This window comes from Hydrogenophaga sp. (genome assembly GCF_011390835.1).
Classification (GTDB): Bacteria; Pseudomonadota; Gammaproteobacteria; order Burkholderiales; family Burkholderiaceae_C; genus Hydrogenophaga.
This window is the reverse complement of sequence record NZ_JAABRQ010000013.1, coordinates 53020-73318: the sequence shown is the minus strand read 5'-3', so window position 1 is coordinate 73318 and position 20299 is coordinate 53020. Positions and strand designations below refer to the sequence as shown.

Here is a 20299-nt window from a genome sequence, read left to right as displayed (position 1 = left end):
CGCATGAGCGACGCCACGCCGCGTCGCCGCCTGCCCAGGAGCATCTGGGCGCTGGGTTTCGTCAGCCTGCTGATGGACGTGTCGTCCGAAGCAATCCACAGCCTGCTGCCCGTCTTCATGGCCACCGTGCTCGGCGCGAGCATGCTCACCATCGGCTTGCTCGAAGGCGCGGCCGAAGCCACCGCGCTCATGGTCAAGGTGTTTTCTGGCGTGCTAAGCGATTGGTGGGGCCGCCGCAAACCGCTGGCTGTGCTCGGTTACGGCCTGGGCGCGCTGTCCAAACCCCTGTTTGCGCTGGCCGGTGGTCTGGGCCTGATCGTGACCGCGCGCCTGCTAGACCGGGTGGGCAAGGGTATCCGCGGCGCGCCGCGCGACGCGCTGGTGGCCGACCTGGCGCCGCCTGACAAGCGCGGCGCGGCCTTTGGCCTGCGTCAGTCGCTGGACACTGCCGGCGCCTTCCTGGGCCCGCTGCTCGCCATGGGCGGCATGCTGCTCTGGGCCAACGACTTTCGCGCCGTGTTCTGGGCCGCCACCGTGCCTGCGCTGCTATGCGTGGCGCTGCTGGTGTGGGGCGTGCGGGAGCCCGAGCGCGCGCCGGGCGCGGTGCGCAGCAACCCGATCCGCCGCAAGAACCTCAAGCGCCTGACGGGCGCCTACTGGTGGGTGGTGGGCATCGGCGCGGTATTCACGCTGGCCCGGTTCAGCGAGGCCTTTCTGGTGCTGCGCGCCCAGCAAGGCGGGCTACCGCTGGCCGCCACGCCGCTGGTGCTGATTGCGCTCAATCTGGTGTTTTCTGCCGGCGCCTACCCGCTGGGCAAACTGTCCGACTCAATGAGCCACACCAGGCTGTTGATCGCAGGCCTGCTGGCGCTGATCGCCGCCGACGGCCTGCTGGCCTGGAGCAACCAAGGCGCGGTGTTCTGGGCGGGCGTGGCCTTATGGGGCCTGCACATGGCGCTCACCCAGGGACTGCTCGCCACCCTGGTGGCCAACGCCGCGCCAGCTGACCTGCGCGGCACCGCGTTTGGCGTGTTCAACCTGGCCTGTGGCGTGTCCCTGCTGATCGCCAGCGGCTTGGCTGGTTGGCTCTGGGACCGGCTGGGTGCGTCGAGCACTTTCTTGGCAGGCATGGGCTTTGCCGTGCTGGCGCTACTGGCGATTGCGTGGCGCAGCCGGATCACTGGCCGTACCACTTGAGTGGACTGCAACCCCGGTCGATCAGATGATCTGCTCGGACATCAGCACTCGTGAGCCGGGCCGCGCGGACAGCGCAGCGTGCAGCAGGTGGAACGCGATGCGCTCGGCCGGCACCACGCGGTAGCGCGCCGGCAGCAGCGGCCGCAGCCATTGCGACACCATCACACCCAGTTGCTCGGCTGGGCGCGCCTCCTCGCGCTCGCCGCCGATCAGACCGGGCCGCACGAATGTGAGCGAGGGATAGCCCAAGGCCTGCAGATCGCGCTCCAGCTCGCCTTTGGTACGCGAATAGAACACGCGGGAATCGGGGTCGGCGCCAAGCGCCGAATTGAGCGCATAGGCCTGGGCGCCGTGACTGCGTGCCAGCTCGGCCACCCGCAAGGGGTGGTCGTGATCGACCCGGGTGAACGCCGCCCGCGAACCCGCTTTCTTGATGGTGGTGCCCAGGGCGCAGATCACCGCATCCACCGCCCACCAGTCGGCATCAACCGGCAAAACGTCAAAGTCCACCACCGGGTTGAGCAACTTGGCGTGCGCAGGCAGGGCCCGGCGTGTGGGTGCCACCACCTGCTGCACCTTCGGGTCGATCAGGGCCAGCTTCAGCACCTCGCCGCCCACCAGGCCGGTAGCCCCCACCAGCATCACTCGTGTCATGTCGCGTCCCTAAACCAAACGCCGATTGTCGACGGCTTACCGATCACGGCCCGATGATGCGGCGCTGCAGAGCCTGGTACGCGGGCAAGCGCGGACCGCCCAGGGCCAGCGCGCGATCGATGGCCTGTACCGCTGCCGCACGGTCACCCTGCTCCAGCCGCACCTGGGCGAGGTTGTTCCAGGCATCGGCAAAGTCGGGGTGGGCCTGCACCGCCGCGAGGTAAGCGGTCGCGGCGGCAGCCCGCTGGCCTTGCGCATACGCAATGTTGCCCAGGCCAAGCAGGCTGATGCGGTGGTCAGGCCACCGCATCAGCGCGGTGCGCCAAGCGAGCTCGGCAGCAGCCGGGTCGACCCGCTCCAGGGGCGCGACCGCCGCCGCCCAGCGGTCGGCCTCGGCCGTTGCCGGTAGCCGGTCGGGCGCGATCACGCGCGCCGCCCAGCGATCCGAGCGTGCCCAGGTGAGTTCGAAGGTCGACAGAGGCAGCACCAGCCGCGGCGTGGTCCCCGAGTGCAAGGTGACGGTTTGTGCGGCTCGGTTGTAACCGATCACCACCGCGTAGTGCCACTGCGGCGCGATCGGCAGCGACAGGTTCTGCAACACCAGCACCGGCGCGCCTGCGGCCACCTCGTCGAGCAGCGCCGACAGCCGAGGCGCCAGCAAATACGGCACCAGTCCTTGCCGCCGCGTGGCGGCCAGCATCTCGACTTGCAAGCTGCCCTGGCGACCCGGTAGGTAGACCTGGGGCGTGAGCACATCGGGCGTGACGCGGCTACCTGCTGCCTGGGCCACCATGGCCAGCGAAGCCGGGCCGCACAGTGTGTCGTCCTGGGGAAAAAAGGGCACCTGTGCCAGCAGCACGTGTTCGGGCCAGCTCGCCGACCAGCCCTCCTCAAACACTGCCACCGACGGCGCAATGGCGCAACCCGACAGCAGCATCAGCGCAGAAAGCAAAACCCCCGCCAGAGCGGGGGTGGTGCGTGGCGACCGGACAGGTCGCACCGCGGGATCAGCGAATGGCACGGGTGAAAGGGAACACCTTGGTGAAGCCCAGGATGTCGGTGATCAGCAGGATCACGAAGATGGTGAACAGCACCCCGACAATGCCCGCGCCAGCCGGCGCCTGATCGACCCGCTGGGCCAGTTGGGCGACTTCAGCATCCGACATCGCCTGGACGCGGGCAACCGCGTCATCAGCGCTCACGCCCTGGGCCTGCAGTTCGGCGCGCACATCGTCGCGCGTCAGAAAGCTGGTCACGCGGTCGCGGTTGGCGTCGGCCGCCTCGGCGCTCATGGCCTGCTCAGTGCTGACGATACCCGCCTGGGCCATCAGGGGCAGGCCAGCCAGTGCGACGCAAGGGATGAGAACGGTGGCGACGAGGCGTTTGAGGAAGGTGAGCATGGCGTGCAATCTTTAAGGCGTTGAGAAAAAGCGCCCGAAACAATCAGGGCGCAACTCATCATCAGCAGTCAGCTGGTCCGCGTCAATAGGGCTTACAACCGGAAACCCTGACGAGCACGCTCAGTTCAACTCGCGCCGCAGTTCCAGCAAGCGCTGCTCGATGGCATCGCGGTCAAGCGCGTCGTCGGTCTGGGCCACATAGATCTCGAGATCGCTCACCGCCAGCCGGTTGTCGCCCATTTCGGCCCAGGCCAGTCCGCGGTCGCGGTACTCGACCCAGGCGTCGGGCAGCAGGATGAGCAGGCGGTCCTGCACCGCGATCAGGCGCAGCCAGTCTTCCTGGGTGCGGTGCACTTCCTTGAGGTTGCGCAGCATGCGCGCCAGGATTTCGCGCGGCCCTGCCGCCTGCAGGTACAGGCCCACCGGCACATCGAAGTCGTCCACCAGGCCGTTACGCCGCTTGTATGGCTCTAGCCGCTCGGACAGGTCTTCGCGGCTCAGCGACTGACCAGTGAACGGGTCGATCACGACCTGGCCATTGGGCAGGTTGACCTTGACCATGAAATGCCCGGGAAAGTTGACGCCGCGGGCCTTCAGGCCCAGGCCCTGGGCCAGCTCCAGCCATAGCACGGCCAGCGTGATGGGGATCGCGCGCCGCGTTTTGAGCAACACGTTGACGTAGCTGTTGTCCGGATCGTAGTAGTTGTTGACGTTGCCGCCAAAGCCCATATCGCGGAAGAAAAACTGATTGAGCACCCGCAGGCGCTGCATCGGCCCGGTGGCTTCAGCGCTGCGCCGCTTCACGCGGGCGAGCAGCTGGTCGACGTCGCCAAGAACCTGCTGCACGTCGAGCTCGGGGTATTCGTCCTGCGCGATGGCCGCGGCGGCCTCCAGCAGCGGGAGGCTGTCGTCCTCTCCGACCAGGGCAGCGAAATAACCCAGCGGCGTGGCCGCTGAAAGATCGAACGCAAAAGACATGGGTCCAGACCGAAATGGTCCTCATTTCCGGACGAACTGGCGCAACTTCACGCCCGAGAGCATCAGGGCCAAGAAGTAAACCACCACCGCACCGATGATGCACAAGGTAGTTAAGCCTACACGCTGCAGGCCATGCCCGTCAAAGGCCAGCCAGTTCTGGGCCGAGGCCACCCACATCAGGTACACCGCCAGCAGGGCACTGGCCGCCACCACCTGTAGGCCGAAGCGCGCCCAGCCCGGCGACGGTGTGTAAGCCCCTCGGCGTATCAGACCAATCAGCAGCCAGGTTGCGTTGACCATCGCCCCGAGGCCGATCGCCAGCGCCAGGCCAGCGTGGGCCAGCAACGGCACCAGCACCAGGTTGAGACACTGGGTGAGTACCAGCACCACAATAGCGATCTTCACCGGGGTGCGGATGTCCTGGCGGGCGTAAAAGCCTGGTGCCAGCACCTTGATCGCGATCAGGCCCACCAGGCCGGCGCCATAGCCCATGAGTGCCACCGACGTCTGCTGCACGTCGTGATCGGTGAATCGGCCGTAGTGGTAGAGCACCGCCACCAGCGGTTTGGCAAAGGTCAGCAGCGCCACCGCACACGGCACGGCCAGCAGCACCACCAGCCGCAAGCCCCAGTCAAGCAAACCGCTGTACCGGGCGGCGTCATTGGCGCCTTGAGCCGCTGCCAGCTGCGGCAACAACACCACACCAAGCGCCACACCGAGCATGGCGGTGGGGAATTCCATGAGCCGGTCGGCATAGGTCAGCCAGCTCACGCTGCCGGTGACTAGGTGGGACGCGATCTGGGTGTTAATCAGCAGCGAAATCTGCGCCACGCTCACGCCCAGCAGCGCCGGCAGCATGAGCGTGGTCACCCGCCGGGTGCCCGGATGATTCCAGGCGCTGCGCAGAGACGACCAGCGCAGGCGGATACGGGGCAGCAGCCCCAGCCGGTACAAGGCCGGTATCTGCACTCCGAGCTGCAACATGCCACCGAGCAGCACGCCGCCGGCCATGGCGTAAATCGGCTCGATGCCCATGCCGCCCAACCAGGGTGCGCCCCAGTAAGCGGCTGCGATCATGGCCAGGTTGAGCAGCACCGGCGTTGCCGCCGGTACGGCAAAGCGCTTCCAGGTGTTCAGGATGCCGGCTGACAGCGCCACCAGCGACATGAAGCCGATGTAGGGGAACATCCAGCGCGTCATAAAAACCGCTGCCTCGAACCCCTCGGGGCTCTGTTTCAGACCGCTGGCCATGGCCCAGACCAGCACCGGCGCCGCGGCCACGCCGATCACGCAGGTGGCCGTCAAGGCCCAGGCGAGCACGGTGGCGATCTGGTCGATCAGTTCCCGGGTAGAGGCGTCGCCGTCTTTCTCTCGCGCGGCGGCCAGCACCGGCACAAAAGCCTGGCTGAACGCGCCTTCGGCGAACAGCCGGCGCAGCAGATTGGGGATGCGGAAGGCAACGTTGAACGCGTCCGTGAGCGCGCTGGCACCAAACGTGGCAGCCATGAGCAGCTCGCGCACCAGCCCGGTAATGCGCGAAGCCAGCGTCAGCAGCGAGACCAGGGAGGCAGATTTGAACAGCGACACCGAGGAAGTTTAAGGCACCCCCTGCGCCGCCTCTGGCCTGTGCCCCCGCGCTTGCAGGTGATGGAACGCAACCACGGCCCGGCTAAGCCGGCTGCACGGTTGCCCTGGGCGCTTCTGCTCGGCAGGCACATGAATGGTAGAATCGCGGGCTTTGCTGGCAACATCTCCAAACATCGAAGGAAACACATCATGGCCACCAAGCCGAAGAAAAAGAACCCCCGACTTGCCTCGGGCCGCAAACGCGCCCGCCAGGACGTCAAGCTCAACGCAGCCAACACCTCGCTGCGCTCGAAATACCGCACCGTGGTGAAGAACGTCGAAAAGGCCGTGCTGGCCGGCGACAAGGTCAAGGCCACCGAACTGTTTGCCAAGATGCAGCAGGTCGTGGACATCGTGGCCGACAAGGGCATCTTCCACAAGAACAAGGCAGCGCGCGACAAGAGTCGCCTGTCCTCCAAAGTCAAGGCATTGGCAACCGCCACCGCCTGACGACCCACGGGTCTGGCCCCAGCGCCCGACCCACAGCCCGGACCCGTCAGGGTCTGCCGTTTGAAACGGGTGCGCTGCCAGCAAAAGCAAAAAAGCCGTCGCAAGACGGCTTTTCTGTTTCCGGGCCAAGCCTCACCTCTTGCGGGCCGGCGCTTTGACCTTGCCCGTGAAGGTAGCCTTCATCACCACGCGCTGGTCCTTGATCCACGCGCCGCTGACTTCGGTCACGCTGTCGTTCACCCGGTCATGCCCTGCTTGACCGCGTCGTCAAAGCTTTTCTGGCTGCCTGAGATGATTTCGATGATTTTGGCGACGGCCATGTTGCAAACCCTTATAAATGAATGGGTTCTTCTTACGACGATCTCGTCGCATGAGGCCAAGCCGGCGGATTCAGGCGGGTGCGTCCGGCAACAGGCAGCCTTCAGCCACCTGCAACTCGTTGTCGCGGGCAAAGTGCATGACGAAGTCCCAGGCCATGGGATCGGCCTCGCGCAGATCGGTGTGAACCACCACGCACTTGACGCCGTTGATCGTGTTGGGCACGCACCAGGGTGAGTAGCTCAGGTGACTGCCCGGGCTCGCTCCGCCAGGGCGAAACGGGCTCATCACGCCCGCCAAACGCTCCGCCCAGTCGCTCGGGCGAAAGGTACGGCCACTGGCGGTAACGCCCTGGATGAACACTTGTTTGGCTTCGGTTGGGGCCATCGATGGAGAGCCTCGGGATGGGGCGCTGAGTGGGGTGCTGGCCAAGGATCGCTGGACCAGACCGCTGTGGGTATTCTATCTTATATAAGACTTGAGATCAGGGAAAACCCGCACCCATGCCCCACGACGCACCAGACGGGTTCGGTCAGATTCGTGTGTTGTCCGCGCGAGTCGCTGGGCTGTTGCATCACTGTGATGTGCAGACAGCAAGGATCGGGTCGGTACCTGCCTCTAGAATCGCTTTTTGACGGCTCAACCGGCCTTTGGCCACGTTGGGCCGATTCGTTTTCTCACGCCTGCACCGGAGTCCCCCATGAACGCTGCCCTGAATCCCGTGGCCTCGCCGCACGTCATGAACACCTACGGACGCCTGCCGATCGCACTGACGCACGGCCAAGGTTGCCGCGTCTGGGACGTGAATGGCAAGTCCTACCTGGACGCGCTGGCCGGCATCGCGGTCAACACCCTGGGCCATGCGCACCCCAAGCTGGTACCCGCCTTGCAGGACCAGGTGGCCAAGATGATCCACTGCTGCAACTACTATCACATACCCGACCAGGAGCGGTTGGCGCAGATGCTGGTGGAGCGCTCGGGGCTGACCAATGTGTTCTTCTGCAGCACCGGCCTGGAAGCCAACGAGGCCGCGCTCAAGCTGGCGCGCAAGTTTGGACACGACAAAGGCATCGAGCGCCCGGAAATCGTGGTCTATGAAAAAGCCTTCCACGGCCGCAGCATCGCCACCCTGTCGGCCACCGGCAATCCAAAGATCCAGGCCGGGTTCGGCCCGCTGGTCGAAGGCTTTATCCGCGTGCCGGTCAATGACCTGGCTGCGCTGAAAAAAGCCACGGCCGGCAACCCGAACGTGGTGGCCGTGTTCTTCGAGGCCATCCAGGGCGAAGGCGGCGTGAACCCGATGACGGTGGATTACATGCAAGGCCTGCGCGCGCTGTGCGACGCCAACGACTGGCTGATGATGATCGACGAGGTGCAGTGCGGCATGGGCCGCACCGGCAAGTGGTTTGCTCACCAGTGGGCTGGCATCCTGCCCGACGTGATGCCGCTGGCCAAAGGCCTGGGCTCTGGCGTGCCGGTCGGCGCGGTGGTGGCCGGCCCCAAGGCCGCGAACATTTTTGCGCCCGGCAACCACGGCACCACCTTCGGCGGCAACCCGCTGGCCATGCGGGCCGGCGTGGAGACCATTCGTATCATGGAAGAAGATGACCTGCTGGCCAATGCCGAGCGGGTGGGCACGCGACTGAAAACCCGGTTCGCCACCGCCCTGATGGAGCACCCTGGCGTGCGCGATGTGCGTGGCCATGGCCTGATGCTGGGCATCGAGCTGGCAAAGCCCTGCGGCGCACTGACGCAGCGTGCAGCCGACGCCGGCCTGCTGATCTCGGTCACGGCCGACAGCGTGATCCGCATCGTGCCGCCGCTCATCATGACGGAGGCCGAAGCCGATCAGGTGGCAGACATCCTGCTGCCGCTCATCACCACCTTCCTGGCCGAGTGAGGCCCACCCCCGAGCCGCTTCGCGATACGACGCCAAGGGAGCGCCAGCAGCGGACTCGCGAAGCCAGTTCCGCACTGGCCACGCCTGTTGCGATATACACACCGACCCTCTGAAGCCATGCACATCCAACACTATCTGCAATTCAAGGACCTCAATGCCGACGAATACGGCTACCTGTTCCAGCGCGCCGCCTTCATCAAGCAAAAGTTCAAGGCGTTCGAGAAACACCAGCCGTTCGCCGACCCCGACCGCACGCTGGCGTTGATCTTCGAAAAGGCCAGCACGCGAACCCGCGTGAGCTTCGAAGCAGGCATGTACCAACTGGGCGGCTCGGTGGTACACCTGACCACCGGCGACAGCCAGCTCGGCCGATCCGAACCCATAGAAGACAGCGCCAAGGTGATCAGCCGCATGGTCGATCTGGTGATGATCCGCACCTACGAACAAGCCAAGCTGGAGAGCTTCGCGGCGCACTCGCGCGTGCCGGTGATCAATGGCCTGACCAACGAATTCCATCCTTGCCAGATCCTCACCGACCTGTTCACCCTGGCCGAGCACCGGCCGGCCGCCAGCGGTCTGCCGCTGGACGCGATCCGCGGCAAGGTCGTGGCCTGGGTGGGCGACGGCAACAACATGGCCAACACTTGGCTGCAGGCTGCCGAGCTGCTGGGCTTCACCGTGCACGTGAGCACGCCCAGCGGCTACGAGGTTGACCCGGTGCTGGCCGGTATCGCCAACCGCAACTGCTACAAGGTCTTCAAGAACCCTCGCGAGGCCTGCGCCGGTGCCGACCTGGTCACCACCGACGTCTGGACCAGCATGGGCTTTGAAGCCGAAAACGAGGTGAGACGCACCGCGTTTGCGCAGTGGTGCGTGGACGAATCCATGATGGCCGCGGCCAAACCCGATGCGCTCTTCATGCACTGCCTGCCCGCCCACCGCGGCGAAGAGGTGATGGCCGAGGTGATCGATGGGCCGCAAAGCGTGGTCTGGGATGAGGCCGAAAATCGCATGCACGCGCAAAAGGCCTTGATGGAGTACCTGCTGCTCGGTCGCCTGTGATGCACGCACCAGTGCGATGACCGGCCGCACTGACGGGGCCATGCAGCCCCTGCTCGATGCCATTGCGCAGATGGTCCGACCCGTTGATGCTCAGCGCGTGTTTCACGGGCGCGGCGGGCTATTCCCGGGCTGTGAACACCTGGCACTGGACGCTTACCCGCCCGCCTGGCTGCTGACGGCATTCGCGCCGATGAGCGACGCCGAACTGGCGCAGGTGCACGACGCGCTCACCGCGCGCTGGGCCCAGCTTGCGCCCGATGAGCCACTGAACTGGGTGTTTCAGCGCCGCGACGGCCATCGAACCGAGACCCGGTTGATGGTCGGCAGCGTGCCCGAGCCACATGTGGTGAGCGAAGACGGCGCGAGCTTTGCGGTGCACCTGCTCCAGGGTCAGAACCATGGTCTGTTTCTCGACATGGCTGAAGGCCGGCGCTGGGTGCGCCAGCAGGCAGCTGGGCAGAAGGTGCTCAACCTGTTCGCCTACACATGCGCGTTTTCGGTGGTGGCGCTGCAGGGTGGCGCCAAGCAGGTAGTGAACCTGGACATGAGCGCGGGCGCCATCGCCCAGGGTCAACACAACCACGCACTCAACGGCCTGCAGTCCGGCGCCGGCTTCCTGTCTCACGACATCTTCAAAACCTGGGGAAAGATCACACGCAGCGGCCCCTACCACCTCGTCATCGTGGACCCGCCGAGCTTCCAGAAAGGCAGCTTCGTGGCCACCAAGGACTACGCCAGACTGATGCGCCGCCTGCCCGAATTGCTGCGCCCTGGCGGGCGCGCCATGCTCTGCCTCAATGCGCCAGAATTGAGCGTGGACTTCCTGCAAACCCAGATGGCCGAAGTCGCTCCCGAACTGGCGTTCGAGCAGCGCCTGCCCAACCCGGCCGCTTTTGCCGACGTGGACGCCGAGCGCTCGCTCAAGGTGTTGATTTACCGCGCCCCCGAGGTGCCGCCACGCACCGAGGCCTGAGCCATCTCAAATCCCTGCCTCAGCTGCGGCGTGTGCTGCGCCAGTTTCCGCGTTGACTTCTCCGTCATGGAGACCCAGACTGGAGGCGGCACGGTGCCAGACGGCCTGACCGTCGAGGTCACCCAACACACCGCCCGCATGCGCGGCTCCGACCACAGCCCGCCGCGATGCGCCGCGCTCACCGGCAGGCTTGGCGAGCGCGCGGCCTGCGGCATCTACGATTGGCGCCCGTCGCCTTGCCGAGAGTTCGAAGCAGGCAGCGAGGCTTGTCAGCGCGCCCGAGTGCGCCATGGCTTGCTACCGCTGATGCCGTGAACTACGCTTAATTAAAAGGGTCATGTGTCGATGAACAGGCCTTCACCAGCTTTCTGGCCCCATCGATTCATCCAGCCAAAGCGAAAAATTTAGACTGCGTCCATTCATGGAAAAGAGCATATGTCGATGAGTGCCAAACCTGACAATTCATCGTCGTTGACAGGCCTCGGCACAGCCGGGGGCGTCAGCACCCCAGTGGATCCAAGTGACGAGGAATCTGGGCAAGCACAGCATCCAAGCCAACTCGCTGAAGAAGCCAGGCGCGTCAGTGCACTGGCTTTCGGGGCGACCTCAGAAGGCGTTGTCATTGCGGACAATGCTCGTCGCATCATTCTGGTCAATCCTGCATTCGAGTCCATCACCGGATACAGCCAGCAGGAAGTGGCCGGGCGCACCTGTGCGTTCCTGCAAGGCCCGCTAACCGACACCGGAACCGTCGACGGCATCCGCAACGCTTTGCAGGAGCACAGCGCGTTCTCAGGCGAAGTCCTCAACTATTGCAAAGACGGCCGCATTTTCTGGAACGACCTGTCCATTTCTCCGGTGCGCGATGCCGATGGGAGTGTGACGCACTTCATTGGCATCATGCGCGATATCAGCGAACGCAAACGTGCTGAGGCAGCTCTACGCGAAAGCGAAACCCGCTACCGGGATGCCGCCGAGGTCATGGGTGGATACATCCTGGATATTGACACCAATTTCCGGTACACGTTTGTGTCAGAACGCGCAGAAAAGCTGCTCGGCTACCCTTCGAATGAACTATTGGGACGCACGCCGGCCGAATTCATGCCGCCAGGTGAGATCGACAGGGTCAATGCCTGGCTTGAACAGCACTTGGAAAAGGATGGCTCGGTTCACGGGCTGGAGCACCGGATCGTCACGAAGGCCGGTGCTGTGCTTTGGCTACAAGTCTCCCGAATCCCCCTTCACGACAGCAAAGGTACCCTCACCGGATATCGCGGAACTGCTTTTGACATCACACCGCGCAAGCAGGCTGACGCCGCACAACGCGAGAGCGAGGCGCGTTATCGAGATGCGGCCGAGGCGGCCGGAGGATACATCTGTGACCTGGGCGCTGACTTCCGCTACACCTATGTATCGGAAGCGGCTGAAAGAATGCTGGGATACACCCCAGAGGAAATGCTTGGCCGCACGCCGGCGGCCTTCATGCCACCGGGAGAGATCGAAAGAGTCAACGCCTGCTTTGAAGACTACAAAAAACCGGACGGTTCGCTCTACGGTCTCGAATACCGTGTCGTCACCAAATCCGGCTCGATCAGCTGGATGCAAACCTCCCGAATTCCACTTCGCGACCGTCAAGGTGCTGTGACTGGCTACCGAGGTACCTCGTTCGACATCACGCCTCGCAAGCTGGCAGAAGCATCGCGCGCTGAACTCGAAACTCAACTGCGCGAATCGCAAAAGATGCAAGCAATAGGAACACTGGCAGGCGGTATTGCACACGATTTCAACAACATCATTGCGGCGATTCTGGGCAACGTCGCTCTGGCACGCGAGGATGCGAGTCCAGCATCGAAGGCGCAAGAGAGCCTGGAGGAAATTCATAAGGCCGCCAGCCGCGCCCGGGACCTGGTGAAGCAAATTCTGGCCTTCAGCCGGCGACAGCACACTCACTACCAACAGACGGCTCTTGGTCCAGTGATCGAAGAGACGGCAAGCATGCTGCGCGCCACGCTGCCAGCGCGGGCAGCCATTTTCGTGCAATGCGCCCCCAACACACCAGATGTTTCAGCCGATACCTCGCAAATGCAGCAGATCCTGATCAATCTGGCCACCAATGCCGTGCAGGCAATGGATGGCCAACCGGGTCAGATTGACATAAGGCTCGATGCTGTCGTTCTTGATGATGACTTGCTGACACAACATCCGTCGCTGCGCGAGTTTCACAAACAGAACCAGGATGCCGCGGTGCGCCTCACCTTCAGCGATGACGGGCCTGGAATGAGCCAAGCCATTCTTGCTCGGATCTTTGAACCCTTTTTCACGACCAAGCCTGTGGGCGAAGGCACCGGACTGGGGTTGTCCGTGGTACACGGCATCGTGCAAGGTCACAAAGGCGTGATCGTGGTCAACAGCGAACCAGGCGCCGGGACTCAGTTCACGCTGTATCTGCCCGCCTGCCCCACCCCGTTGGGCACTGCATCGGACCAACCACCGCAGGACGTGAAGCCGGCCACCTCGCCAGCCTCCCCGCTGGCGCCTCAATCCGGCGTTTCAAAAGGCCTCTCAGTTTCTGCTCCTCACATCCTGTATCTCGACGACGATGAGGCGCTGGTTTCGCTGGTGAAACGACTGCTGGAACGTCGTGGTTACCGCGTCAGCGCCCACCACGATCAGCAATCTGCGCTTGATGCGATCAGCGCTGATCCGGCCGGCATCGATTTGGTCCTGACCGACTACAACATGCCAGGCATGTCCGGGCTCGATGTTGCCCGCTTGGCTCACGCGATCAAGTCGGACCTGCCCGTTGCCATCGCGTCAGGTTTTATTGATGAAAAGCTGAGCGCGCAGGCCCAGAGTGCCGGGATAAACAACCTCATTTTCAAAGCAAGCTCAGTGGATGAGTTTTGCGGCGCGATCGAGGCCCTACTGTCTGCAAGAGACTGAACGCCGAGGGAGGCGCGCAGGTTCACGCGACAGTCACGCTGGTGGGTATGCCATGAAGCGCTTCATCAAAGACCGATTACCAGCCACCTTGAGTTGCCCACTTCGCTGATTGCGGCCGCGCAAGTTTGCAGTCCGATCTGCAACACGCCGTGATGCTGACACCTCACCTGCGCTTTGGCGCGGATTTGTGGCTGGCAGCAAAAACGTTCGACAGACCCTGGCTCAGCGATCGGGAGGAGGCTGCAGCGTGATCGGAATGGTCCGGTTTTTGCTGGGCACGGGAGTCGGTGCGTCACCCGCCTTCGAGCAGCCACTGCAGCCGGCTTCGCAGGCGCTGCAGCTCGGCGCCGCTGCCAGCGATTCGTGCACCCGGCCCAAGGGCTTGCGCCACGCCTCTGGCAGCCAGTACCAGACTGCATAGCCTGCTGCGCCCAGCCCGATCAGGAGCACCAACACCTGTTGCATCAGCTGCCTCCGCCCAACCACAGCGCCAACCGGTAGGTGACGAAACTGGCGAGGTAGGCCAGACCAAACAGGTAGCTGGTCATGAGCAACGGATAGCGCCAGCCATTGGTCTCGCGCTTCACCGCCACCAGGGTCGAGATGCATTGCGGCGCAAACACGTACCAGACCAGCAGCGAAAGCGCTGTGGCCAGTGACCAGCTTTGCGCGATCAGACCACCGAGCTGGGCTTCCGTGTCGCCTCCAGTCGCCGAGAGCGCATACACCGTGCCCAGGGCACCCACCGCCACTTCGCGTGCTGCCATGCCGGGCACGAGTGCGATGGCGATCTGCCAGTTGAAGCCGATGGGCGCGACCAGCGGCTCAAGCCAGTGGCCTATGGTGCCGGCGAAGCTGTACTGAATAGCCGGGCCTGTGGCGCCCTCGGGCGCACCGGGGTAGGAAGACAGGAACCATAGCAAGATCATCAGCGCCAGCAGGATGCCACCCACACGGCGCACAAAAATTAGGGCACGCTCATAAAGCCCGCGCGCCAGGTTGCGTGGGCTGGGCCAGCGGTAGGTAGGCAACTCCATGATGAGCGGCGTGGGCCGTGCGTGGCCGCGCCACAGCATGAACACACCGGCCACCGCCATCGCCGAGACGATGCCGCCGAGGTACAGGCCGAACATCACCAGCCCCTGCAGGTTGAACAGGCCCCCCACCGTACGCGACGGGATGAAGGCGCTGATGAGCAGCGCGTACACCGGCAAGCGCGCCGAGCAGGTCATGAGCGGGGCGATCATGATGGTCACCAGTCGATCTCGCCAGTGGGTAATGGTGCGGGTGGCCATCACACCGGGCACGGCGCAGGCGAAGCTGGAGAGCAGCGGAATGAAGGAGCGGCCCGACAGCCCTACCGTGCCCATCACGCGGTCGAGCAGAAAGGCCGCGCGCGGCAGATAGCCCGAGTCCTCCAGCACCAGGATGAAGAAGAACAGCACCAGAATCTGTGGCAAGAACACCAGCACGCCGCCGGCGCCGGCGATCACGCCATCGGTCAGCAGGCTGGTGAGCGGGCCCGCCGGCAGCACGGTCTGGATGCCGTCCGACAGCGACTGCACGCCAGACTTGATCAGTTCCATCGGCAGCGCTGCCCAGCTGAATACGGCCTGGAACATCAGGAACAGCGTAAACCCCAGCAGCACCATACCCCACAGCGGGTGCAGCACGACGCGGTCCACCGCGTCGTCTCGCGCCAGCGTGTTGGGCGGCTGTTTCACCGCTTGAGCCACGATGCGTCGCACCGCCTGCTGCGTGGCCATCACCTGCTCCACCGTGCCGGCGTGCCAGCGCCCGGCGCTGGTCACCGCTTCGCGGGGCTTTGTGGGCAGGTGGTCGAGCTGCTCAAGCAACGCCCGCGCGCCGTCGTGCTGCACGCCCACGGTTTCCACCACCGGCATGCCGAGTTCGCGTTCGAGCGTCTCTCGGTCCACCTCGACGCCCGACTGCCGGGCCAAGTCGACCATGTTGAGCGCCAGCACCATGGGCAGTCCAAGCGCACGCGCCTCCAGCACCAGCCGAAGGTTGAGCTTGAGGTTGGTCGCGTCCACCACACAAACCACCAGATCGGGTAGCGGCTCGTCTGCGCGCTGGCCGGTGACGATGTCGCGCGTGACGGCTTCGTCGGCGCTCAGTGCATTGAGGCTGTAGGCACCGGGCAGATCGATCACCAGCACCTCACGCCCCTGCGGCGTGCGCAGCGACCCCTCCTTGCGCTCCACCGTCACGCCGGCGTAGTTCGCCACCTTCTGCCGGCTGCCGGTGAGCAGGTTGAACAGCGCGGTCTTGCCGCAGTTGGGGTTGCCCAGCAAGGCCAGGCGCAGCGGAAGCGCAGTGTCAGCCGTGCGGACCATGTTCATGCTTCGCTGCCATCAACGCTGGCGGCGCGTACGCGGATCAGGGCCGCCTCGTGGCTGCGCAAGGCAAAGGTGGTATGGCCCACGCGAACCGCCATCGGGTCGCTGCCCGGAAAACCCTTGGCGATCACACGCACACGCTCCCCAGGGAGAAAACCGATTTCCAGCAGCCGCAGGAGCACCGCCTGCTGCTCCTCGTCAGCCGGCGAAGCGAGCGAGACCACCTCGGCCCATGTCTGGCTGGGCCACTGGTGCAAGCCCACTGCAGTGGGCAGATCGGTGATCACATTCATGATCTCATTATTGATAACGATTCTTATTCTCGCCTGAAATGCAGGTGGCTGCCATCGCCCGATGCAAATATTTTTGCGGCACTTGAGGCGCATCAACCCGCGAAGCCCGACCGAGCACATTCACCCGCAGGCTGTTGGAATTAACCGACACCACTGCGCGCCAGCTTCGTTACCTTCACGGGCATGAAACGCCTTTGGGACATCTCACCACCCCTCCACGCCAGCAGCCCGGTGTTTCCGGGCGACACGGCCTACCAGCAGCACTGGTCGGCCACGCTCGGGCCTGGCTGCCCGGTGAATGTGAGCGCCATCACCCTGTCGCCCCACACCGGCGCCCACGCTGACGCTCCGCTGCACTACGACCCCGACGGTGCACCCGTGGGCACGCTGGACCTTGAGCCCTTTCTCGGCCCCTGCCGCGTCATTCACGCCATGGGCGTGACCCCGCTGGTGCAGATCAGCGACCTGGATCACGCACTGGCCGACCTGCCGCCACGCGTGCTGGTGCGCACCTATGAGCGCATGCCGCAAGACCGTTTCGACGCCGCCCTGCCCGCCTTCGCCGCGGACACCGTGAAGCGCCTCGCAGACCTCGGTGTGTTGCTCATCGGCATAGACAGCGCCAGCATCGACCCGGCCGAAAGCAAGACGTTGGACAGCCACCAAGTGATTCGCCGCCGCGGCCTGCGCGTGCTGGAAAACCTGCTGCTCGACGACGTTCCCGAAGGCGATTACGAGCTCATCGCCCTGCCCCTGAAACTCACCACGGCCGACGCCTCGCCGGTGCGCGCCATACTCCGATCGCTCCCATGACCATCACCTTGAACGACTGCCGCGCGCTCGACGCGCAAGACCCCTTGCGCTCGCTGCGCGATCTGTTTGCCTTGCCCCCCGGCGTGATCTACCTCGACGGCAACTCGCTCGGTGTGTTGCCCATAACCGCCGCGGCGCGCGTGGCCGATGTGGTCACCCGCGAGTGGGGCACCGACCTGATCCAGAGCTGGAACAAGAATCACTGGTTCGAGCTGCCGCAAAGGGTCGGCGACAAGATCGCGCGGCTGATTGGCGCCGGACCTGGAGAGGTGGTGGCGACCGACACCACCTCGATCAACCTCTACAAGGTGCTCTCGGCGGCGCTGAACATCGCAGCGCAGGACGCTCCCACGCGCCGGCAAATAGTGAGCGAGCGCAGCAACTTCCCGACCGATCTCTACATCGCCGAAGCACTGTGCAAAGAGCGCGGGTTCGAGCTGGTGCTGGTGGAACCCGAGGGCGTCAGGCAAGCCCTCACTGCTCAGGTGGCCGTGCTCATGCTCACTCACGTGAACTACCGCACCGGCGCCATGCACGACATGGCCGCCGTGACCGCCGCCGCCCACGCCGAGGGCGCGCTGATGGTGTGGGACCTGGCGCACAGCGCTGGCGCGGTGCCGGTCGACCTGCACGCGGCGCGCGCCGACTTCGCGGTCGGCTGCGGCTACAAGTACCTGAACGGCGGACCCGGCGCACCGGCCTTTGTCTGGGTCAACCCGATGCACACTGATCGCTGCTGGCAGCCGCTGGCTGGCTGGTGGGGCCACGCTGCCCCGTTCGCTTTTACGCCCGACTACCAGCCCGCGCCGGGCATCACCCGCTACCAGTGCGGCACCCAGCCCATCATCAGCCTGGCCGCGTTGGACTGCGGGCTGGATGCCACGCTCGCGGCCGAGTCACTGGGCGGCATGAGTGCATTGCGCAAGAAGTCGCTGGCGCTCACTGACCTGTTCATTCAACTGGTTGAAGTCCGCTGTGCTGGACACGGTTTGGGCTTGGCGACTCCTGACGATCACCAGCAACGCGGCTCACAGGTTTGCCTCACGAGAAGCGATGGCGCTTACGCCATCGTGCAGGCCTTGATCCAACGCGGCGTCGTGGGCGACTTCCGTGCCGGTGATGGTGACCGCCACCCGGACATCCTGCGCTTCGGATTCACCCCGCTTTACCTCGGCTTTGAAGATGTGTGGCACGCAGTGGAGCAGCTGCGCCACGTGCTCGAATCGAGCGAGTGGAAACAACCCGAGTTCAACCAGAAACACGCGGTGACCTGATGACGTGCCCGCACCAAGCCAACCCAGGCGCCAGCGCACCCGGCGAGCGCATCGTGAAGGAAGAAAAAGCCCAGCTCGACTTCAGCCACGACATGAGCTACGGCGACTACCTGCAACTCGACAGCATCCTGAGCGCACAACAACCGCTGTCGCCCGCGCACGACGAGATGCTGTTCATCGTGCAACACCAGACCAGTGAACTCTGGATGAAACTCATGCTGCACGAGCTCACTGCGGCCGTGCGCAACGTCGCCAGCGACGAACTGCCCACGGCGTTCAAGCAACTCGCCCGGGTGTCCAAGATCATGGAGCAGCTGGTGCACGCGTGGGACGTGCTGGCCACCATGACACCGCCCGAGTACAGCGCCATGCGACCCTACCTCGGCAAGTCCAGCGGCTTTCAGAGCTTTCAATACCGCTGCATCGAGTTCGCGCTGGGTAACAAGAATGCCGCCATGCTCCAGCCTCACGCCCACAATCCAACTCGGCTGGCCATGGTGCAAGCCGCCTTTGAAGCGCCTTCTTTGTACGACGAGGCCCTGCGCCTGCTGGCTAGGCGAGGCCTGCCCGTGCCAGCCAGCCATGTGGAGCGCGAATGGACCCAGGCCTACAGCGCCAGCCCGGCGGTCGAGCAGGCTTGGCTGCAGGTTTATCGTCACCCGCAGCAACACTGGGACCTGTACCAACTCGGCGAAGAACTCACCGATCTGGAAGACGCGTTCCGCCTTTGGCGCTTTCGTCACGTGACCACGGTCGAGCGTGTGATCGGCTTCAAGCGCGGCACCGGTGGCACCGGCGGTGTGAGCTACCTGCGCAAGATGCTGGACGTCGTGTTGTTTCCGGAGATCTGGTCGTTGCGGACCGACCTCTGAAATCAGACTCGGCCCCCGGTTGCGCTGGCCGTCCTGATCACGAAACGCTGGATGCTGAACTCTGAAGGGCGCGTCAGAGCGACGCCCATGTCGCACACCAGGCGACCTTGATCCAAATCGTCCTGTGTCATGCTGCCGAGACCGCAGCGCACGAAAAGGGCTTGCTCAGGTCGCTCGCCAACCAAGGCTCCCGCGCGCCATTCTTGAGTCAGGAAGGTTTCGATACTCAGCTGCACCTCAGTCCACAGGCGTTCGCTATTGGGCTCGAACGCGACCCAGCGCAGGCTCCGCTGGATCGAGGCCTCGATGCAGGTCATCAGGCGCCGGCTGGACACGTACCGCCACTCGGGGTCGCTGGAAATCGTGCGAGCACCCCACACGCGAATGCCTCGTGCGGGCACCTGGCGCAAGCCATTCACACCGGCTGGGTTGAGCTGCTCCAGCTGCGTCGCATCCAGGTTGACCTCCAGACGCAGCGCCCCCGTCACCACTTCATTGGCAGGTGCTCGGTGCACGCCGCGCCGCGCGTCAACACGGGCATAGATGCCGCAGACGGATCCCGATGGAGGTAACCACACGTCGCCCGATCCGCCAGGCGATGACACCCACGGGTAGTAGAGCGCGGCGTGAACGGCATTGAGCTGGTGGCGCCAGCTCAACGCTTGCGCCACCGTCAGCCCCGGCGGTGTATCCAGCACCGCAAAGCGGTGGGCACCGGGTCGCGCCACATGCGCCAGCAAGACCCTGGCGATCTCCAGCGGACGGTTGACCCTGCCGGGGCCTGAAGCCAGGGCGGTGCTGCCGGGCGCCGCCACGATGGCGATGTCTTCGATGGCTTCGGTCGCGGCCAGCGCTTGCACATATTCAGCGGTAGAAGGGTCTTGGCCTGGCACTCGCGATACATACAGCCGCGATCCGCCTTCGCCGAAGAATGCCCGCACAGAAAGGGCAAAGGCCTGCAGCGCGGACACCGTGCCAGGGCTCAGGCCAGCGTCGGCAGGCCGGCCGTAGGTGCGCTCAAAATCCGGGTAAGACGTGAGCGGCGAAGCGGACCCGGCGTGGCCGCCGATGGGTCCCTTGAGCGTCGGACCGATGAAGACCGCCGCACTGGTCGGCGCCCGCTGAATGCTCCGCGGCAGAAAGCCGTTCTCTTCGATGTAGACGCCCGGGGCCAGGTAAGGCATAT

The 20299-nt window shown here is 64.6% G+C and carries 20 protein-coding genes; 10 read left to right on the top strand and 10 right to left on the bottom strand.

Annotated elements, in window-relative coordinates:
* The first annotated feature begins 3 nt into the window (after nucleotides 1–3).
* Nucleotides 4–1197, top strand: coding sequence for an MFS transporter (locus GPT34_RS09585; protein ID WP_291011512.1), 1194 nt, complete (start codon nucleotides 4–6; stop codon nucleotides 1195–1197).
* 21 nt (nucleotides 1198–1218) lie between these two features.
* Here GPT34_RS09585 and GPT34_RS09580 read toward each other — a convergent pair whose 3' ends face one another.
* The 5 genes from GPT34_RS09580 to murJ form a co-directional block, all read right to left on the bottom strand.
* Nucleotides 1219–1851: an NAD-dependent dehydratase gene (locus tag GPT34_RS09580; protein ID WP_291011509.1), complete on the bottom strand. Its 633-nt coding sequence runs from the start codon at nucleotides 1849–1851 to the stop codon at nucleotides 1219–1221.
* A gap of 43 nt (nucleotides 1852–1894) precedes the next feature.
* Nucleotides 1895–2803 (bottom strand): PA2778 family cysteine peptidase, encoded by a 909-nt coding sequence (locus GPT34_RS09575; protein WP_291011506.1) that lies wholly within the window; start codon nucleotides 2801–2803, stop codon nucleotides 1895–1897.
* A 55-nt stretch (nucleotides 2804–2858) separates the two neighbouring features.
* A complete protein-coding gene (locus tag GPT34_RS09570; RefSeq protein WP_291011503.1) occupies nucleotides 2859–3251 on the bottom strand; it encodes a PA2779 family protein in 393 nt (130 codons plus the stop codon).
* Between the two features lie 120 nt (nucleotides 3252–3371).
* A complete protein-coding gene (locus GPT34_RS09565; RefSeq protein ID WP_291011502.1) occupies nucleotides 3372–4229 on the bottom strand; it encodes a tetratricopeptide repeat protein in 858 nt (285 codons plus the stop codon).
* A 21-nt stretch (nucleotides 4230–4250) separates the two neighbouring features.
* Nucleotides 4251–5816, bottom strand: a complete 1566-nt coding sequence (murJ, locus tag GPT34_RS09560; RefSeq protein WP_291011499.1) for a murein biosynthesis integral membrane protein MurJ — start codon at nucleotides 5814–5816, stop codon at nucleotides 4251–4253.
* Between the two features lie 189 nt (nucleotides 5817–6005).
* Here murJ and rpsT point away from each other — a divergent pair, with 189 nt between their 5' ends.
* Nucleotides 6006–6305: a 30S ribosomal protein S20 gene (gene rpsT, locus GPT34_RS09555; protein WP_291011497.1), complete on the top strand. Its 300-nt coding sequence runs from the start codon at nucleotides 6006–6008 to the stop codon at nucleotides 6303–6305.
* A 390-nt stretch (nucleotides 6306–6695) separates the two neighbouring features.
* Here rpsT and GPT34_RS09550 read toward each other — a convergent pair whose 3' ends face one another.
* Nucleotides 6696–7010, bottom strand: coding sequence for a DUF3579 domain-containing protein (locus GPT34_RS09550; protein WP_291011496.1), 315 nt, complete (start codon nucleotides 7008–7010; stop codon nucleotides 6696–6698).
* Between the two features lie 313 nt (nucleotides 7011–7323).
* Between GPT34_RS09550 and GPT34_RS09545 the strand changes: the two genes are divergently transcribed.
* The 5 genes from GPT34_RS09545 (at nucleotide 7324) to GPT34_RS09525 (ending at nucleotide 13501) form a co-directional block, all read left to right on the top strand.
* Nucleotides 7324–8523, top strand: coding sequence for an aspartate aminotransferase family protein (locus GPT34_RS09545; protein WP_291011494.1), 1200 nt, complete (start codon nucleotides 7324–7326; stop codon nucleotides 8521–8523).
* A gap of 117 nt (nucleotides 8524–8640) precedes the next feature.
* Nucleotides 8641–9585, top strand: coding sequence for an ornithine carbamoyltransferase (gene argF / locus GPT34_RS09540; protein WP_291011493.1), 945 nt, complete (start codon nucleotides 8641–8643; stop codon nucleotides 9583–9585).
* Between the two features lie 40 nt (nucleotides 9586–9625).
* Nucleotides 9626–10558 carry a class I SAM-dependent methyltransferase gene (locus GPT34_RS09535; protein WP_291011610.1) on the top strand — a complete coding sequence of 311 codons (933 nt, stop codon included), beginning with the start codon at nucleotides 9626–9628 and terminating at the stop codon, nucleotides 10556–10558.
* A 3-nt stretch (nucleotides 10559–10561) separates the two neighbouring features.
* Nucleotides 10562–10873, top strand: a complete 312-nt coding sequence (locus GPT34_RS09530; protein ID WP_291011608.1) for a YkgJ family cysteine cluster protein — start codon at nucleotides 10562–10564, stop codon at nucleotides 10871–10873.
* A 126-nt stretch (nucleotides 10874–10999) separates the two neighbouring features.
* On the top strand, nucleotides 11000–13501 hold the full coding sequence (locus GPT34_RS09525) for a PAS domain S-box protein (protein WP_291011492.1): 2502 nt from the start codon (nucleotides 11000–11002) through the stop codon (nucleotides 13499–13501).
* A 222-nt stretch (nucleotides 13502–13723) separates the two neighbouring features.
* Here the strand turns inward: GPT34_RS09525 and GPT34_RS09520 are convergent, their stop codons facing one another.
* From GPT34_RS09520 to GPT34_RS09510, 3 genes are read right to left on the bottom strand one after another with little or no spacing between them, the layout of a single operon-like run.
* Nucleotides 13724–13966 (bottom strand): hypothetical protein, encoded by a 243-nt coding sequence (locus tag GPT34_RS09520; RefSeq protein ID WP_291011491.1) that lies wholly within the window; start codon nucleotides 13964–13966, stop codon nucleotides 13724–13726.
* Complete coding sequence (locus tag GPT34_RS09515) at nucleotides 13966–15864, bottom strand: ferrous iron transporter B (RefSeq protein WP_291011490.1); 1899 nt, start codon at nucleotides 15862–15864, stop codon at nucleotides 13966–13968. Before GPT34_RS09515 ends, GPT34_RS09520 begins: the two co-directional genes overlap by 1 nt.
* Entirely contained in the window at nucleotides 15861–16154 is a 294-nt protein-coding gene (locus GPT34_RS09510) for a FeoA family protein (RefSeq protein ID WP_291011488.1), read from the bottom strand. The genes GPT34_RS09515 and GPT34_RS09510 overlap by 4 nt, the downstream gene beginning before the upstream one ends.
* A gap of 183 nt (nucleotides 16155–16337) precedes the next feature.
* Here GPT34_RS09510 and kynB point away from each other — a divergent pair, with 183 nt between their 5' ends.
* Genes kynB through kynA form a run of 3 tightly spaced genes read left to right on the top strand, consistent with a single transcriptional unit; the run spans nucleotide 16338 to nucleotide 19113 of the window.
* Nucleotides 16338–16967, top strand: coding sequence for an arylformamidase (gene kynB / locus GPT34_RS09505; protein ID WP_291011487.1), 630 nt, complete (start codon nucleotides 16338–16340; stop codon nucleotides 16965–16967).
* A complete protein-coding gene (kynU, locus tag GPT34_RS09500) occupies nucleotides 16964–18241 on the top strand; it encodes a kynureninase (protein WP_291011486.1) in 1278 nt (425 codons plus the stop codon). The genes kynB and kynU overlap by 4 nt, the downstream gene beginning before the upstream one ends.
* Nucleotides 18241–19113, top strand: coding sequence for a tryptophan 2,3-dioxygenase (gene kynA, locus GPT34_RS09495; protein WP_291011485.1), 873 nt, complete (start codon nucleotides 18241–18243; stop codon nucleotides 19111–19113). The genes kynU and kynA overlap by 1 nt, the downstream gene beginning before the upstream one ends.
* 2 nt (nucleotides 19114–19115) lie before the next feature.
* On the opposite strand, the gene GPT34_RS09490 is transcribed toward kynA, so the two are convergent.
* Nucleotides 19116–20297: a phage tail sheath subtilisin-like domain-containing protein gene (locus tag GPT34_RS09490; RefSeq protein ID WP_291011484.1), complete on the bottom strand. Its 1182-nt coding sequence runs from the start codon at nucleotides 20295–20297 to the stop codon at nucleotides 19116–19118.
* Between the last annotated feature and the right edge of the window lie 2 nt (nucleotides 20298–20299).

Bases quoted from the DNA above. Each gene is read 5' to 3' on its own strand.
- GPT34_RS09570 (WP_291011503.1), bottom strand. From the start codon at position 3,251: ATGCTCACCTTCCTCAAACGCCTCGTCGCCACCGTTCTCATCCCTTGC.
- rpsT (WP_291011497.1), top strand. From the start codon at position 6,006: ATGGCCACCAAGCCGAAGAAAAAGAACCCCCGACTTGCCTCGGGCCGC.
- GPT34_RS09535 (WP_291011610.1), top strand. From the start codon at position 9,626: ATGCAGCCCCTGCTCGATGCCATTGCGCAGATGGTCCGACCCGTTGAT.
- kynA (WP_291011485.1), top strand. From the start codon at position 18,241: ATGACGTGCCCGCACCAAGCCAACCCAGGCGCCAGCGCACCCGGCGAG.
- GPT34_RS09515 (WP_291011490.1), bottom strand. From the start codon at position 15,864: ATGAACATGGTCCGCACGGCTGACACTGCGCTTCCGCTGCGCCTGGCC.
- GPT34_RS09565 (WP_291011502.1), bottom strand. From the start codon at position 4,229: ATGTCTTTTGCGTTCGATCTTTCAGCGGCCACGCCGCTGGGTTATTTC.
- GPT34_RS09580 (WP_291011509.1), bottom strand. From the start codon at position 1,851: ATGACACGAGTGATGCTGGTGGGGGCTACCGGCCTGGTGGGCGGCGAG.
- GPT34_RS09585 (WP_291011512.1), top strand. From the start codon at position 4: ATGAGCGACGCCACGCCGCGTCGCCGCCTGCCCAGGAGCATCTGGGCG.
- argF (WP_291011493.1), top strand. From the start codon at position 8,641: ATGCACATCCAACACTATCTGCAATTCAAGGACCTCAATGCCGACGAA.
- kynU (WP_291011486.1), top strand. From the start codon at position 16,964: ATGACCATCACCTTGAACGACTGCCGCGCGCTCGACGCGCAAGACCCC.
- GPT34_RS09525 (WP_291011492.1), top strand. From the start codon at position 11,000: ATGAGTGCCAAACCTGACAATTCATCGTCGTTGACAGGCCTCGGCACA.
- GPT34_RS09545 (WP_291011494.1), top strand. From the start codon at position 7,324: ATGAACGCTGCCCTGAATCCCGTGGCCTCGCCGCACGTCATGAACACC.
- kynB (WP_291011487.1), top strand. From the start codon at position 16,338: ATGAAACGCCTTTGGGACATCTCACCACCCCTCCACGCCAGCAGCCCG.
- GPT34_RS09550 (WP_291011496.1), bottom strand. From the start codon at position 7,010: ATGGCCCCAACCGAAGCCAAACAAGTGTTCATCCAGGGCGTTACCGCC.
- GPT34_RS09490 (WP_291011484.1), bottom strand. From the start codon at position 20,297: ATGCCTTACCTGGCCCCGGGCGTCTACATCGAAGAGAACGGCTTTCTG.
- GPT34_RS09520 (WP_291011491.1), bottom strand. From the start codon at position 13,966: ATGCAACAGGTGTTGGTGCTCCTGATCGGGCTGGGCGCAGCAGGCTAT.
- GPT34_RS09510 (WP_291011488.1), bottom strand. From the start codon at position 16,154: ATGAATGTGATCACCGATCTGCCCACTGCAGTGGGCTTGCACCAGTGG.